We start from the raw sequence: 15,987 nt of genomic DNA on the forward strand, positions 1-15,987 counted from the left end.
GGCCGGCACGCGCGTGATCTTGGCCCTGGCTACGGTCAGCATGCTATGGTGCGCGCCCGACTTTCTACCGGTTCGCGCCAGCATGCTGCCGACTTCCCGTACCTTGCGTCTGTCGTTGTATACCCTGCTGATCCTGGCGGGCGCCGTCGGCGCCGCGGCCCTGGCCGTGCGCCACGCCGAACGCGCGGCCTTGGAGGGAGACGCCAGCCGTGCGAACCAGCAACTGGCGTTGTACGCCAATTCCCTGCACACCCTGATCGACCGTTACCGTGCCCTGCCCGCCGTGCTGGCCCTGGACCCGGAGTTGCGCGCGGCCCTCCACGGTCCCGTCAGCGCAGCGCAGCAGGATGCGCTGAATCGCAAACTGGAAAAGATCAACGGTGCCGCGCAATCGTCCACCCTGGAATTGCTCGACCGTACCGGTCTGGCGGTGGCGGCCAGCAACTGGCGGTTGCCCAGCAGCTACGTCGGGCACAACTATGGGTTCCGGCCTTATTTTCTCCAGACCCGTACCCAGGGCACCGGGCGGTTTTATGCGGTGGGCGTGACCAGCGGCATCCCGGGATACTTCCTGTCCAGCGCGGTGACCGGCGACGACGGCGGCTTCCTCGGGGCGATGGTGGTGAAGCTGGAATTTCCCGAGCTCGAACGAGAATGGCGCCAGGGCAGCGACACCCTGCTGGTCAGCGATGCCCGAGGCATCATCTTCATTGCCAACCGACCGGGTTGGCGCTATCGCCACCTGCGCCCCCTGACCGACAGCGATCGCGCCGAGCTCAAGGCCACCCGCCAATACGACAAGCAGCCGCTGCAAGCGCTGTCCTTCGAGCCGTTGCGGCGCTTTGACGACAACAGCCATCTGAGCCGGGTCGAGGCTCCCGAGGGCGCTGCGGATTACTTGTGGGAGTCCCTGCCGCTGCCTGCCGAAGGCTGGACGCTGCACCTGCTGCGCCCTCCTCAGATCGCCTTCGAGGACCTGCGCAACGCCGGGCTCGCCGCTGCCGGCTCATGGCTGGCTCTGGTGTTCCTGTTGCTGTTTCTCAACCAGCGCTGGCGCCTGGCGAAACTGCGTCAGCGCAGCCGCGCCGAACTCGAACGCCTGGTGCAAGAGCGCACCCGGGAGCTGCGCACGGCCCAGGAAGGGCTGGTGCAATCGGCCAAGCTGGCGGCCCTGGGGCAGATGTCGGCGGCCCTGGCCCATGAAATCAACCAGCCGCTGACCGCCCAGCGCACGCAACTGGCGACCCTGCGCCTGCTGTTGGATCACGGCCGGGTCGATGATGCCTACAAGGCCCTCAAGCCGGTGGACGACATGCTCACCCGCATGGCCGCCCTCACCGGCCACCTGAAGACCTTCGCCCGCAAAAGCCCCAGCGGCCTGCGCGAACGCCTGGACCTGGCGGCGGTGGTGGACCAGGCCCTGCAACTGCTGGAGACACGCCTGCGCGATGAGCAGATCGACACCGTGCTGCACCTGGCCCGCCCGGCGTGGGTACGTGGCGACGCGATCCGCCTCGAACAGGTGTTGATCAATCTGTTGCGCAATGCCCTCGACGCCATGGCCGGACAACCGCTCAAACGCCTGGAAATACGCCTGGAGGCCGATGATCAGTTGTGGCGCCTGACGGTCAGCGACAGTGGTAGCGGCATCGCCGAGGAACACCTGGCGCAGGTCTTCGATCCGTTCTTCACCACCAAGGCCGTGGGCGACGGCCTGGGCCTGGGGCTGGCGGTTTCGTTCGCCATCATCCATGAGTCCGGCGGACGACTGACGGCGGACAACCATGAAAACGGCGCGGTATTCTGCGTGACCTTGCCCATCGACCAGGAGGCGCAGTTGCATGCCTAGCGAGTCCCTGTTGCAAAACGTGATGGTGGTGGACGACGAAGCCAGCATTCGCAGCGCCGTCGAGCAATGGCTGAGTCTCTCGGGGTTCCAGGTGCAATTGTTCGGCCGCGCCGAGGAGTGCCTGGCGAGCTTGCCTGAGCATTTTGCCGGGGTGATCCTCAGCGATGTACGCATGCCTGGGCTCAGCGGCCTGGAACTGCTGGCCGAAGTACGGCGGCGCGACCCGGATCTGCCGGTGATTCTGCTGACCGGCCACGGCGACGTGCCCATGGCCGTCGAAGCCATGCGTGACGGCGCCTACGACTTCCTGGAAAAACCCTTCAGCCCCGAAGCCCTGCTCGGCAGCCTGCGCCGTGCCCTGGACAAGCGCGCCCTGGTCCTGGAGAACCGGCGGCTGCACGAACAGGCCGACGCCAGGGCCCGACTCGATGGGACATTGCTGGGTGTTTCCCGGGCGCTGCAGAACCTGCGGCGCCAGGTACTGGACCTGGCGACGTTGCCGGTCAACGTGCTGATCCGCGGCGAAACCGGCAGCGGCAAGGAATTGGTCGCCCGTTGCCTGCATGACTTCGGCCCGCGGGCGAGCAAGCCCTTCGTGGCCTTGAACTGCGCGGCCATTCCCGAGCCGCTGTTCGAGGCGGAACTGTTCGGCCATGAAAGCGGCGCGTTCACCGGCGCCCAGGGCAAGCGCATCGGCAAGCTCGAATACGCCGACGGAGGCACGCTGTTTCTCGATGAGATCGAAAGCATGCCTCTGGCCCAGCAGGTCAAGCTGCTGAGGGTATTGCAGGAACAGAAGCTCGAACGCCTGGGCTCGAACCAGAGCATTGCCGTGGACCTGCGCATCGTCGCCGCCACCAAGCCGGACTTGCTGGAAGAAGCCCGGGCCGGACGCTTTCGCGAAGACCTGGCTTATCGCCTGAACATCGCCGAGCTGCGCCTGCCGCCGTTGCGTGAGCGGCGCGAAGACATTCCCCTGCTGTTCGAACACTTCACCCACAGCGCCGCCGAACGCCTCGGCCGCCGCGCCGCGCCCCTGAGCGGCCCGCAACTGAGCCATCTGCTGAGCCACGACTGGCCGGGCAACGTGCGCGAACTGGCGAATGTCGCCGAACGCCAGTTACTGGGGCTGGACCAGCCGCACCTACTGGAAAGCGAGCCAGGCCAATCCCTCGCGGCCCGGCAGGAAGCGTTCGAAGCCCAATGCCTGCGCGCCGCCCTGGCCCGACACAAGGGTGACGTGAAAGCGGTGCTCGAAGAACTGCAGCTACCACGCCGCACCTTCAACGAAAAGATGCAGCGCCATGGGCTGAGTCGAGAAATGTTCCTGCAGGACAGCTGATGCCGCAAGGCCTGGATCGGCCATCGTTCGGACCGCTGCGGTGTCGGCCCCCCATACCGCAGACACCCGCCATTCCATATGGACGCGAGCCTGCTCGCGGTGGACGCAGCGCCTAGCTTGAGACCAGGCTGGCGAGCATCCTTTTCTTGCCGGCCACATCCAGGGCGCGGTAACTCTCCAATAGCATTTCCTCATCAGGCGCCAATGATGGCTTCACGGCTTGCCCGCGTTCGCCGATCAGGACGTACTGCGCATCCACGCCGATCACCGCCAGTTTCGCCACCAGGTCGGCCGGGCATTTCTGCCGCCCGGACACCACTTCCTTCAAGCGTTGCGGGCTGGACTCCCCGGCGGCCCGGGAGGCGGCCGCCAACGAAAAACCGCAACGGTCAATCTCTTCGCGCAAGCGAACGTGGATATATCCCACCAAATCTATTGACATGGTGTAACTATCCCACCAAAATAATTCGGACAAACAACACTCATCTTTGCCTCACAGGAATCCACCATGCCCGTGCCAATGCCGCGCGTCCGAGAAGTCACCTCATTGACGGCAGCCAGCGTGTTCAGGTGCGTTGGGTCTGAATCTACTTTGGAAATTTCCTACATGAAATAGGGATGCATCTGTAGCACAAAAGGAAGTAACACAAATATAGCTCGCCCCCGAGACGAGAGATTTCTCTTCACCGCTACGGACCCGGGGTCAAGGGCAGGATCCTCCACCAAGCGTATTGAAAACCTTGATGTTTTCTCACCCACTTGAGGTCAGACATGCATTTGTATCAAACATTTACCGTTCGATGGGCTGTCTCGAGCAAGCTGGCACTCCTGACGCTGGTGCTCGGTTTGTCGATGCCGGCGGCCGCCAACATGGTGGTCTACCCGATGACCAGCACCATCGGCGCCGAGCAGGACGGTATCGGCCAGATCCAACTGCACTCCAAATCGGACAAGGTGCAATACATCAAGGTCAGCGTGACCCGGATCCAGCGCCCCGGTACACCGGACGAACATGAAAGCCCGCTGTCTCCCGCCGATACCCAGGGCATCGTCGTGTCGCCACAACGCACGGTGCTCGCCCCGGGCGCCAGTCGTACGGTACGTATTATCGCGCAAGCGATCCCCAGCGAGGAAACCGTCTACCGCGTTTATTTCGAGCCGGTGGCCGCGCCGGACCTGGCGGATGAAGTCACCTCCGAGCAAGGCGTCCAGCCCAGGATCGGGGTCAACCTGATCTGGGGCGCCCTGGTACGCCTGCTGCCCGACGAACGCCGCACCAGCATCAGCCTGCAGCAGAACGGCGGCGCCCTGCGCAACGACGGCACCCTGCGCGTCGGCGTATTGCAAGTCGGCCGCTGCGCCGACACCAAGGGCGAGAAAGACTGCATCTGGAACGACGTCAATCGCAGCCTGTACCCGGGAAGCACACTCCCCGTCTCGCCGCCCGGCGTGAACGGCAACGTGCTGATGCGCTTCGTGACCAGCGACGACAAGCAGCCCCGCACCCTGGCCGTGCTGCCTTAAAGCCCCACCCCACTACCCCCTTTTTCACCTGAGCTACGTGCCTTGCACGTGGTCTGGCCCTGTTCATCCATAGCAAAGAGGCAACACCCCATGAAACTGTTCCAAATCGCTCCGTTGGCACTGGCTGCCCTGGTTTCACTGCCCGCCCTGGCGGTGGAAAAAAGCATCCTGGTCTACGCCGATGTCGATCCGACGATCGAACTGCTCCAGTCCGATGGCAGCCCGCTGCCGGCTTCCATGGAGATGGCCTACCTGCCAGGCGCGGGTCTGCAGCCTACCCGCCTGGGAACGCGGATCTTCAGCAATGACACCGACAAAGACATGACCCTGCGGCTGATCACCAACCCGGTGCTGGCGAACATGACCAATCCCGCCGCCACGGGCGTTCCCCTGTCCGTCAGCTTCGGTGGACGCGCACTGAACACCACCGGTGTCTCCCTGTCGGCTGCCGACCTGTTCCCTGGCGGCGACCCGACCAGCGGCTCGATCGAGCAGATGCTGGACATCCGCCAGACCACCGTCGGCGCCATCGCCAACGCCGGCCGCTATGAAGGCATCGTCAGCCTGGTCCTGACCCAGCAGCCGTAACGACCGTCGGTCCTCCCCAGAGGGGGGGTACGGCACCGTCGTACCTCCCCTTTTTCTTCGCCAAGGCCCCGTATGAAACTCCATTTCACCGCACTCTCCATTTCCCTTTCATGGGCGCTGGCCGATGCCGTAGCGGCCACGTCCGACGACCTGACTCGGGTACCGGCTGGCTTCGAAGCCCTGGTCGAGGGTCAGGTGGAACAACTCGAGCTGCAACTGTTCAATCGCAACCTCGGCCTGCATCCAGTGCTGGTCCGGCCCGGCCGGATCGAATTCCAGCAACCGGAACGCATCGCGGCCCTGCTGGTGGAGGCCGGCGCGCTGGCCACGCCCCAGGAACTGTTGCCACTGCTGTCACAGCCCTTGCCCAGCAACAGCCAACTGGCCTGCTCCTACGGTCTGGCCAGCGAGGCGAGTTGCGGCTATCTGGAAACCGAGGCAGTGGCCGTGATCCTCGACGAGGCCGGCGCCCGGCTCCAGATGCTCCTGCGCAAGGACTGGCTGCCCACCAACGAGGCCTCGACCCTGCGGTTGCATACACCGAGCGAGGCGCAGAACGCCCTCGTCCACCGGCAGAACATCAATATCGCCCAGTCCGACAGTTACCGTGCCCTTGGCGCCAGCGGCCTCGGTGCACTGGGCCTGGGTGAAAACAGCCACCTGGGATTCACCTGGATCTACCAGGCCAACCAGAACAAGCGTGGCAGCGACAGCAACCTGGAATTCAACAACGCCTATTACCGGCGCGATTTCGACCGCGAACACTATGCACAGGCAGGTCGCATGGACATGAGCAACCTGTCCAGCGCCGAAGGCGGCAACTTCAATTTCAGCCTGCTGCCCCTGGGCCGGATCGACGGTGCCCGGGTCGGCACCACCCTGGCCTACCTCAATCGCGATGTCGTCGGGCAGGGCACGCCTATCTCCCTGATCCTGACCCAGCGCGCCCGCGTCGACGCCTTTCGCGGCGAGGAATTGCTTTCGACGTCTTACCTGGATGCCGGCGTGCAGAACGTCGACACCCGCACCTTCCCCAACGGCAGTTATCCGGTGACCCTGCGGGTGATCGAAAACGGCCAGGTGACCCGTACCGAAACCGTGCCCTTCAGCCGCACCGACGGCAACGGCCTGGGGGATGACACCGTGCAATGGTTCTTGCAGGGCGGGCGCACGGCCGAGCACTCCCTGTACGAACAGGACCCCGCCGCCGTGGTCCAGACCGGCCTGCGGGTGCCGTTGCTGGACAACCTGGCGCTCACCAGCGGCATCACCTGGCTGGACACGGCCTTCTACAACGAAAGCCGCCTGGACTGGGCCGGTACGCTGGGCGCCAGCAGTTGGTCATTGTCGGCCGCTATCCTGGAGGGCAATGACGGGGCGAGCGGCAACAGCCAGCAATTGACGTTCAACCATGGCCTGTCCTGGAATCTCTATCGCTACTCGCTGCGCAGCCCGTCCTGCGAGCACAACCGGCGTACCTACCAGCAGAGTGGCTGCAACGAATCGCTGACGGCCAGCGCCTCGCTGCCCCTGGCCGGCGGCGCCCTCAGTGCCGGCTACAGCTACAACCGTTATGCCCAGGTGAACCCTTCCTATTACTGGAACACGTTGCCCGGCGAGCCGGACCTGACCGACGAACTGACCACCGCGACCTGGGCCCGCACCCTGCAGGTGGGCTTCTCCCGCGGTCATCCCCTGGGGCAGTTCCACCTCACCCACCGGGTGGGCGCGTTTCGCAACCAGAGCGGCAACCGGCCCACCGACCACGGCGTGTACCTGAGCCTCAGCCTGTCCCATAACGAGCGCTCCACCTCCGGCGGCTTCCGGCATAGCAGTGTCGGCATGGACGCGCGCCGCGAACGGGCCGCCAGCGACAGCGTGCGGACCAGCCTGGCCCACACCCGGGTCTGGGACGGCGAACAAGGTCGCAACGAACTGAACACCGGGCTGGGTTACGACGACCTCGGCCGCTGGGACGCCGAACTGGCCGGGCGCCTCGAGCGCAGCTGGGGCGAAACGAGCCTGGCGGTGTCGCAGCGTGGCGGCGACCGGAACGATTCACGCCCCGGCCTCAGCGGCAACCACTCCTCTTCCCTGGCACTGGGGCGCGAGGGTTTCTTCTGGGGCCACGGCCAAGGCGGTACGGGCCCCGGAGCCGCCGTCGGCATCGTCGCGGCGCCGGCGGACAATGCAAACGGTGCCGCGGCCAAGGTCAGTGGCGGCTACGGCTCACAGACCAGCATCGGCTTCGGTGAAAAACGGCTGATTCCGATCAATGGCTTCCAGGTTTCCCAGACTCGCATCAGCGATGCCGATGCCTCGCGCCAGAACCTGAGCACGGTGAACGTCGGCAACGGCAGCCGCGACTGGTTCCTGCCACCCGGCAAGCTGGCGGTGCAGTACATCGAATCCAGCCTCAGCTACACCTACGTCGGACGCCTGGTGGATGCCCAGGGCCAACCGCTGGCACAGGCCGCCATCCTCAACGCGGCGATGATGGAAACCGCCGAGGACGGCAGCTTCGTCGTCGACCTGGCCAAACACCCGCAACCGTTGTTCGCCCTGGACCTGAACGGGGTGCACGCCTGTGCCGTGCAGTCGGCGACCGCGCGCAGCAGCTTGCGGCAGGTCGGCACGCTCACCTGCCATAGCACCACCCTGGACGCATTGCCGAAGGACCTGAACGACCCCGATCGACTGGGACGCTGGACGGCACGCCGCAGCGCCGCGTTATCGCCAGACAAGAGAAACCTGCCATGACTTCGACCTTTCAACGTTGGGCGCGTCGCCTGGGCGCACTGATCGGCGCGTTCGCTGCGCTGCCGGTGCTGGGGGACATCCATCCCGGCAACCACTATCAATCCGAGATGCTGCAGTTCGACCGCTCGACTCCGCCCGCCGATCATTACATCTGGACGCGAATGATCCATGGCTGGCACGAACAGCCTGTGGAACATTCGAGCTACAGAACGATGCACTTTGTCTGCCTGTCCAACACCAATCCCGCGACAGGCCAGTGCCTGACCACCGCCGGAGGAAGGTGGGGCACCACTGATATACTGCTGCGTTTCACGGAAAAACGCAGTCGACTCTCCACGGTTTTGACTGTCAAGGGCAACATCATACGCAGACACCCGCTCAACAGTCCCTGTGGTACGTGGGGAGAAAGCATCTGGATGCTGACATCAACCTCATCCGGGAACTGCGAGGGCGTAGATGTGACGGGCACGGCCTCCACCCTGTGGATTCCTCGCTCGGAACTCGCCAAATTGCCCTCCGGTGGCATCTGGACGGCGCAGTTGGTCATGAAGCTCAGGAGGTTCTACTCGCAGCCTATCGGAAGCGCCCATACCTACACCGTCGACTTCAAACTGGACGTCACCGACCACAATAACGTGCAGATCTACCTGCCCGCCTACGGCATCAGCACCCCGCAGGTGGACCTGAACCTGCGCACCCGGCCATTGAGCAGCGGGCCGGGCGGCGTGGTATCCGGCCAGGCGGTGGTCGATGCGTGCCTCTACGACGGCTATAACGCCAACAGCCACCGTTACGAGGTGCGCATCACCGGCGCCAACCCCGTGCCCGGCATGGAGGGCCGCTTCTTCGTGCACCATGCCTCCGGCGGCACGGGTGAGCGAAACCGGATCGAATACCGGGTTCGCACCCGCACCGCCAACCTGGGGGAGACACAGCACGTGTCGGGACAAACGGTGGCCCATACCGGTATCGACAATGCCGATATCCGCGCCGTGCGCTTGCCCAACGTGCCCTTCCCGGTCGTGTGCACCCCATGGCCCATCACCCTGGATACACCGCCCTTCAACCAGATCGACAAGAACACCGGGCAATACCGGGGCGAGTTGAAACTGGAGTTCACACCGTCGACGACTTCACCCTGAGGCTGGCACTGGACAGAAGCTGCGCCAAGGCGCTTCTGTCAGGTCGTTCTTCTTGCAGTGACTGGCCTGGCCTCATCGCGAGCGAGCTTGCTCGCGATGAGGCCGGCCACAACAACACAGCCCCTCCTAGTAAGCGGATTCCCGCTCACCCTCACGACACCGATAGGCGGTTTTCCGCTCATTATCCAACGCCAGCCGCTCTAGACCGGCCCTTCGTCTCCTGGCACAGCTCCTGCTATAGCCCTGTCAGGCTGCGTTTCCGCGCGCTCCACAAAAACAATTAAACGAAGGATCCTTCAATGGATAACTCCAACGCCCTGCCCCTTGGGTCGGCTGCCGTGCCCGCCCGTGAAAGAACCACCGCCAGCCGGATCAAATCGATCTTCAGCGGCTCGGTCGGCAACATGGTCGAGTGGTATGACTGGTACGTCTATGCCGCTTTCTCGTTGTACTTCGCCAAAGTCTTCTTCCCCAAGGGCGACACCACCGCCCAGTTGCTCAACACCGCCGCCATCTTCGCCGTAGGTTTCCTGATGCGTCCTATCGGTGGATGGCTGATGGGCCTGTACGCTGACCGTGCCGGCCGCAAACGGGCATTAATGGCGTCGGTGTACCTGATGTGCTTCGGCTCGCTGATCATCGCCCTGAGCCCCGGCTACGAAACCATCGGCGTCGGCGCGCCGATCCTGCTGGTGTTCGCCCGCTTGCTCCAGGGCCTGTCGGTGGGAGGCGAATACGGCACCTCGGCCACCTACCTGAGCGAAATGGCGACCAAGGAACGTCGCGGCTTCTTTTCCAGTTTCCAGTACGTGACCCTGATTTCCGGCCAGCTCATCGCCCTCGGCGTGCTGATCGTGCTGCAGCAGTTCCTCACCAGCGAACAGTTGTACGCCTGGGGGTGGCGTATTCCTTTCGCCATCGGCGCGTTGTGCGCGATCGTGGCGCTGTACCTGCGTCGCGGCATGGAAGAAACCGAGTCGTTCACCAAGAAGGAAAAGTCCAAGGAAAGCGCCATGCGCACCTTGCTGCGCCATCCCAAGGAACTGCTCACCGTGGTCGGCCTGACCATGGGCGGCACCCTGGCGTTCTACACCTACACCACCTATATGCAGAAATACCTGGTGAACACCGTCGGCATGAGCATCTCCGACTCCACCACGATTTCCGCTGCCACGCTGTTCCTGTTCATGTGCCTGCAGCCGGTGATCGGCGGCCTGTCGGACAAGATCGGGCGCCGGCCGATCCTGATCGCCTTCGGCATCCTCGGCACACTGTTCACCGTGCCGATCCTGACCACCCTGCACACCATCCAGACCTGGTGGGGCGCGTTCTTCCTGATCATGGCCGCGCTGATCATTGTCAGTGGCTACACCTCGATCAACGCCGTGGTGAAAGCCGAACTGTTCCCCACTGAAATCCGCGCCCTGGGTGTCGGCCTGCCTTACGCCCTGACCGTGTCGATCTTCGGCGGTACCGCCGAATACATTGCCCTGTGGTTCAAGAGCATCGGCATGGAGACCGGCTACTACTGGTACGTCACGGCGTGCATCGCCGTGTCGCTGCTGGTGTACATCACCATGAAGGACACCCGCAAACACTCGCGGATCGTGACCGACTGATCACCGAGGTGCACAAAACGAAGGGGCGAACCTACTGGGTTCGCCCCTTTTTCGTTCGGTATCGAAAGATTTATCCGACATTAATCTCTGGTTAATGCCTGCCTCTCATTCTCATCCTCAACAGAACGCCGTTGACCTTGCCGGTGATGAGTTTTATCGACCGCTGGGCCTCTGCCGCCCACATATCTATTTAACCGATTGTTTTAAGCATTTTTTTGCGCTTTTTAATCGATTTAACAAGCGTAACATGAGTTTCAACCCCAAGGCGTCCAACGCCAACCACTTCGGAGTACTGACATGAAAACCAAACTGATGATCGCCCTGACCCTGTCGATGCTGGCTGCCAACACCTTCGCCGCCGATGGTTATGACAAGACCGGTTCCGCCGCCTTCGGCTCAGAGGCCAGCGCCGCCATCGAACGTAGCCACGTCGGTAGCTATGCCGCCGATGGCTTTGACAAGACCGGCACCGCAGACGCCATTGCCGCCGACGGTTTCGACAAGACCGGCACCGCAGACGCCATTGCCGCCGACGGTTTCGACAAGACCGGCACTGCTGACGCCATTGCCGCCGACGGTTTCGACAAGACCGGCACTGCTGAAGCGATTGGTTGATGAGTGGGTATCAAGAGATCGCCGCCTCTGGCAGCGACGGCAGGACGGTTAAGATCCCGTCGGCGTTGCCAAAGGCTGCGATCTTTCTTGCAACCACCGGAACTGGAAATAAATGCCCTGGCCTTGCACTATTGGCCCCTTTCGAAAGCGCTTCCAGGGATCACCCGCCATGCCCGATGACATCCATTTCTATGAACCCGCCAACGGCCACGGCCTGCCCCATGACCCGTTCAATGCCATCGTCGGCCCGCGCCCCATCGGTTGGATTTCTTCCCAGGATGCCGAAGGCCGCCTGAACCTGGCGCCCTACAGTTTTTTCAATGCGTTCAACTACATCCCGCCGATCATTGGCTTTTCCAGCGTCGGGCGCAAAGACAGCCTCAACAACATCGAACAGACCGGTGAGTTCGCCTGGAACCTGGCCACGCGGCCGCTGGCCGAGCAGATGAACCAGAGCTGCGCGATGGTTGCACCCGAGGTCGACGAGTTCGAACTGGCGGGTTTGACGACGGCCGCGTCGCGGGTGATACAGGTGCCGCGCGTCGCCGAAAGCCCGGTGTCCTTCGAATGCAAGGTCACGCAGATCATTCAGTTGCAGCGGGCGGACAAAGGCTTGGTGCCGAGTTGGCTGATCCTCGGCGAAGTCGTCGCCGTGCACATCGCCAAGTGGCTGTTGAAGGACGGGATCTACGACACCGCTGCCGCCGAACCGATCCTGCGCGGCGGCGGCCCGGCGGATTACTTCCAGCTGGGCCCCGAGGCGTTGTTCAAGATGCATCGCCCGAAGTAGAGGGTCGCCACAGGTGCAGACCCGTTCCCGAGCCCAACAGGCGACGCGGGTTTACCAGAGCAATCCGCCATCCTCGCTGACGCCCTTGAGGTGGGTCAGTTGCACGGCTGCGGCCTCATCGGCCTTGGCGGCGGTATCGAAGGTCTGCTCTTCGAGCACCTTGTTGAAACGCGGCGCACCGGCCCCACCGATGGCCTTGGTGGCGATGGCGGCATGGTAGCCGCCCCCTTCTTTGGGGATGACGGCGGAGACAGCTTCGAAGGTTTCAAAGGCTTTACGTGCCATGTGTACGCATCCTGGCGGTGGAAATGACCGCCATTAAACCTTCAACCGGCCAGTTTGTGTACCGCCGCCAGGCACCCTTCGGTCGCCTGGGTGGCAGACACTTCCCGGAACGTATGGAAGTCCAGGCTGCTGACCACCAGGTCCTGCACCAGTTCGGCGAAAATGCCCATGGCCGGGGAATTGAAGTAGGCGTCCATCGATTGCTGATCGGTCCAGAGCCCCGACACCAGCCACAAGTCGGCGTCGCATTGCGATTGTTGCAGGGCAAAGTGGATGCAACCGGGGGCCTGGCGCGAGGGCGCGATCAGCGTGCTCAGGCGTGCACCCAGTGCCCGGGAGCAACCGGACCGGGCCCGCACGAAAGCCATGTGACTGACGGGGATCTGCTTAGACATGTTCAACCCTCCCAGGTAATCCGTTGTGCAGCCGGGGACAGGCTGCGACAGGATCAAAGGTTAAGCGCCACGCCACCAGGTTCGTTAGTCGATTTCTGCCGACCCCTTGCACAATCCTGCGTATTGCTGGCGCCAGATACGGCGATGGCATCACAGGGACCCGGGAAATTGAGACAAAAGGTTTCAAGCAATTTTCAGGGATATTCCCGGGCGACGACACGGCGAGCCGTGCAGGATCAGGCAAGCTTTCAACAGGATGTGGCTACCGCTGCGCCTTGCACAAACATAAGCTTTGCCCATCGCCCCTGACATTCGAGGATCCCGGCATGTCGCCGCTCGACCACGCCCACGCCCCCCTGGACTCGCATCAGGAACAACAGCGCGCCGAACTGGCGTCGATCATCGATCGCAATACCAGCGAAGACGGCAGCTACGCGACCGCCATCGGTTCGCTGCACCTGGGACGCCACAGTCGGCCCCATGACTTTGCGACGGCGCTGGCACAACCGGCGCTGTGCATCATGGCCCAGGGCAGGAAACAGGTGTACCTGGCGGATGAACTGTTCAGCTACGATCCGCTCCACTACCTGGTGGTTTCCGTGTCGGTGCCGTTGAGCGGGCGCATTGCCGAAGTGTCCCCCGAACACCCGATCCTGGCCCTGCGCCTGGACATCGATCCAGCGGAAATCACCGCCCTGATCGCCGACGCCGGACCGTTGGGAGTGCCGACCCGGCCTGCCGGACGCGGGCTGTATGTGGAGCGCCTGGACACGCCGATGCTCGACGCCGTGCTGCGGCTGGCGCGGCTGCTGGACACGCCGAAAGACATCGCCATGCTCGCGCCACTGGTGCGCAGGGAAATTCTCTACCGCCTGCTGCGCAGCCCACAGGGCTACCGGCTGTACGAGATCGCCATCGCCAACAGCCAGAGCCATCGCATCAGCCAGGCGATCAAATGGCTCAACGGTCATTTCGAACAACCGCTGCGCATCGATGACCTGGCCCGGGAAGTGAACCTCAGCGTCTCGACCCTGCATCATCGCTTCAAGGCCATGACGGCCATGAGCCCGTTGCAGTATCAGAAACAACTGCGCTTGCAGGAAGCCCGCCGGCTGATGCTGGCCGAGGGGCTGGAAGCCTCGGCGGCCGGTTATCGGGTGGGCTACGAAAGCCCTTCGCAGTTCAGCCGCGAATACAGCCGGTTGTTCGGAGCCCCGCCGTTGCGGGACCTGGCGCGGTTGCGCCTGACGGTCTGACGTGACTTGCCGCTGCCTGGCTCGGCCTCATCGCGACACCTGAGCCATCCAGAGCGCCTGGTCGATCTCGATCAGCGTCGGGCCTTGGCGGTCGCGGGCCGCCAGCAATGCCGCGCGCAAATGCTCCACGCCATCGATGGCTTGCGCAAAGCAGCCCAGGGCCCTGGCGACGCCGACAAAGTCCGGGGTGTAGATGTCTACGCCGACCGGCTCGATGGCGCGCCTGACCATGTATTTCTTGATTTCTTCGTAGCCCTGGTTGTTCCACAGCAGCACGATCACCGGTGTGCACGCCTCCACGGCGCTGGCCAGTTCCGCCAGGGTGAACTGCAAGCCGCCATCGCCGATCAGGCACACCACCGCCGGACGCCCCTGGCCCTGGTCCGTGCCGCCGAGCCAGGCACCGATGGCTGCCGGCAACGCGTAGCCGAGGGTGCCATAGCCGGTGGACGCGTTGAACCAGCGGCGTGGCTGTTCGAGGTTGAAGGTCAGGTTGCCGGTATACACCGGTTGCGTGGAGTCGCCGACAAAAACCGCATCGGGCAGCGTCTGGAGAAGGGTATCGAGCAACAGCGTCTGGGCACGGGTCGGGGCATCCCAATCCTGCTCCAGGGCGACGCGCAAGCGCGCCACGCGAGCCGCGCCCCAATCGGTGTCGCGCTCAGGCAGCGGCAGGCGGCCCAGTTCGTCCAGCAAGGCCTGGGCGGCGGTACGGGAATCCGCTACCAGCGCCAGGTGCGGCGGATAATTGCGCACGGTCTGGTCCGGGTCGATGTCGATGCGCAGCAGCGCACCGGGAATCTGGAAGCCGCCAGCGAAGGTAACGTCATAGTCGGTCTCGGCCAGTTCAGTGCCGACGGCCAGCACCACGTCCGCCTCGGCCACCAGCGCACGAGTGGCCACCAGGCTTTGGGTGGAGCCTATCAGCAAGGGGTGACGGGACGGCAACAGGCCCTTGGCGTTGATGGTCAAGGCCACTGGCGCACCGAGGCGCTCGGCCAGTTCGGTCAGCTGGGCCGCGGCATCGATGGCTCCGCCTCCGGCCAGGATCAACGGTCGCCTGGCGTTCGCCAGCAGGGCCGTCATGGAAGCCACGGCGGCCGGCGCGGCACCGGCACGGCTGATATTGACCGGCGTACTGGTCAGCAAGGCATCCGCTTCTTCAACCAGGACGTCCAGCGGAATCTCGATATGCACCGGCCGCGGCCGTCCAGCCTGGAACAGCGCGAAAGCCCTGGCCAGCACCCCTGGCAACTCGGCGGCGGACATCAAGGTGTGGGAAAACGCCGCGACACCACCCACCAGCGCACTCTGGTTCGGCAGCTCGTGCAGCTTGCCACGGCCGCCCCCCAGCTGACTGCGGGACTGGACGCTGGAAATCACCAGCATCGGAATCGAATCGGCATAGGCCTGACCCATGGCCGTGGCGATGTTGGTCATGCCCGGGCCGGTGATGATGAAACACACGCCGGGCTTGCCGCTGACCCGAGCATATCCGTCGGCCATGAAACCGGCGCCCTGCTCATGGCGCGGTGTCACGTGGCGAATGCTGGAGCCGGCCAGCCCACGGTACAACTCCACCGTGTGCACTCCGGGAATGCCGAATACCTGCTCGACGCCATAGCCTTCCAGTAACTTGACCAACACTTCGCCGCACGTTGCCATTGCCCCTGCCCTTTTCCAGTCTTGACGAGCCCCCGGCAGCCGCTGGCATAGAGCCTGTCTGCCTTGGGGATGGGGTTATTGGAACGGGCAGGCCATAGCGGCAACAATGGATAAAAAGTCATACTAGCCATGTCCTCACGTCATGACTCGGCTCTCT

At 63.7% G+C, this 15,987-nt stretch carries 14 protein-coding genes; 10 read left to right on the forward strand and 4 right to left on the reverse strand.

What is annotated here, in order from left to right:
* The first annotated feature begins 82 nt into the window (after window positions 1–82).
* Both BLP99_RS12560 and BLP99_RS12565 read left to right on the forward strand, forming a co-directional pair.
* Window positions 83–1,849, forward strand: coding sequence for a sensor histidine kinase (locus tag BLP99_RS12560; protein ID WP_256327852.1), 1,767 nt, complete (start codon window positions 83–85; stop codon window positions 1,847–1,849).
* Window positions 1,842–3,191 carry a sigma-54-dependent transcriptional regulator gene (locus BLP99_RS12565; RefSeq protein ID WP_256327853.1) on the forward strand — a complete coding sequence of 450 codons (1,350 nt, stop codon included), beginning with the start codon at window positions 1,842–1,844 and terminating at the stop codon, window positions 3,189–3,191. Before BLP99_RS12560 ends, BLP99_RS12565 begins: the two co-directional genes overlap by 8 nt.
* A 112-nt stretch (window positions 3,192–3,303) precedes the next feature.
* Here BLP99_RS12565 and BLP99_RS12570 read toward each other — a convergent pair whose 3' ends face one another.
* Window positions 3,304–3,633 (reverse strand): hypothetical protein, encoded by a 330-nt coding sequence (locus BLP99_RS12570; protein WP_143007948.1) that lies wholly within the window; start codon window positions 3,631–3,633, stop codon window positions 3,304–3,306.
* A gap of 329 nt (window positions 3,634–3,962) precedes the next feature.
* On the opposite strand from BLP99_RS12570, the gene BLP99_RS12575 reads away from it, so the two are divergent.
* The 7 genes from BLP99_RS12575 to BLP99_RS12605 all read left to right on the forward strand — a co-directional run bounded on the left by BLP99_RS12575 (window position 3,963) and on the right by BLP99_RS12605 (window position 12,229).
* The gene (locus tag BLP99_RS12575; protein ID WP_072395246.1) at window positions 3,963–4,715 is read left to right on the forward strand and encodes a fimbrial protein TcfA; all 753 of its coding nucleotides are present in this window, start codon (window positions 3,963–3,965) and stop codon (window positions 4,713–4,715) included.
* Window positions 4,716–4,805: 90 nt separating this feature from the next.
* Window positions 4,806–5,303 (forward strand): CS1 type fimbrial major subunit, encoded by a 498-nt coding sequence (locus BLP99_RS12580; protein ID WP_072395258.1) that lies wholly within the window; start codon window positions 4,806–4,808, stop codon window positions 5,301–5,303.
* Between the two features lie 72 nt (window positions 5,304–5,375).
* Window positions 5,376–8,063, forward strand: a complete 2,688-nt coding sequence (locus tag BLP99_RS12585; RefSeq protein ID WP_092180420.1) for a TcfC E-set like domain-containing protein — start codon at window positions 5,376–5,378, stop codon at window positions 8,061–8,063.
* On the forward strand, window positions 8,060–9,205 hold the full coding sequence (locus tag BLP99_RS12590; protein WP_072395262.1) for a CfaE/CblD family pilus tip adhesin: 1,146 nt from the start codon (window positions 8,060–8,062) through the stop codon (window positions 9,203–9,205). Before BLP99_RS12585 ends, BLP99_RS12590 begins: the two co-directional genes overlap by 4 nt.
* A 299-nt stretch (window positions 9,206–9,504) precedes the next feature.
* Complete coding sequence (locus tag BLP99_RS12595) at window positions 9,505–10,824, forward strand: MFS transporter (RefSeq protein ID WP_072395264.1); 1,320 nt, start codon at window positions 9,505–9,507, stop codon at window positions 10,822–10,824.
* Between the two features lie 297 nt (window positions 10,825–11,121).
* Window positions 11,122–11,439 (forward strand): hypothetical protein, encoded by a 318-nt coding sequence (locus BLP99_RS12600; protein WP_092180422.1) that lies wholly within the window; start codon window positions 11,122–11,124, stop codon window positions 11,437–11,439.
* Between the two features lie 169 nt (window positions 11,440–11,608).
* Window positions 11,609–12,229, forward strand: coding sequence for a flavin reductase family protein (locus BLP99_RS12605; RefSeq protein WP_072395267.1), 621 nt, complete (start codon window positions 11,609–11,611; stop codon window positions 12,227–12,229).
* Between the two features lie 51 nt (window positions 12,230–12,280).
* Here the strand turns inward: BLP99_RS12605 and BLP99_RS12610 are convergent, their stop codons facing one another.
* Together BLP99_RS12610 and BLP99_RS12615 are read right to left on the reverse strand one after the other, a co-directional pair.
* A complete protein-coding gene (locus tag BLP99_RS12610; RefSeq protein ID WP_072395269.1) occupies window positions 12,281–12,514 on the reverse strand; it encodes a hypothetical protein in 234 nt (77 codons plus the stop codon).
* A gap of 41 nt (window positions 12,515–12,555) precedes the next feature.
* A complete protein-coding gene (locus BLP99_RS12615; protein WP_072395271.1) occupies window positions 12,556–12,909 on the reverse strand; it encodes a putative quinol monooxygenase in 354 nt (117 codons plus the stop codon).
* Between the two features lie 326 nt (window positions 12,910–13,235).
* On the opposite strand from BLP99_RS12615, the gene BLP99_RS12620 reads away from it, so the two are divergent.
* The gene (locus BLP99_RS12620; RefSeq protein ID WP_092180424.1) at window positions 13,236–14,165 is read left to right on the forward strand and encodes an AraC family transcriptional regulator; all 930 of its coding nucleotides are present in this window, start codon (window positions 13,236–13,238) and stop codon (window positions 14,163–14,165) included.
* Between the two features lie 27 nt (window positions 14,166–14,192).
* Here BLP99_RS12620 and BLP99_RS12625 read toward each other — a convergent pair whose 3' ends face one another.
* Complete coding sequence (locus BLP99_RS12625; protein WP_072395275.1) at window positions 14,193–15,830, reverse strand: 5-guanidino-2-oxopentanoate decarboxylase; 1,638 nt, start codon at window positions 15,828–15,830, stop codon at window positions 14,193–14,195.
* Between the last annotated feature and the right edge of the window lie 157 nt (window positions 15,831–15,987).

It is taken from the genome of Pseudomonas sp. NFACC32-1 (assembly GCF_900101215.1).
Taxonomy (GTDB): domain Bacteria; phylum Pseudomonadota; class Gammaproteobacteria; order Pseudomonadales; family Pseudomonadaceae; genus Aquipseudomonas.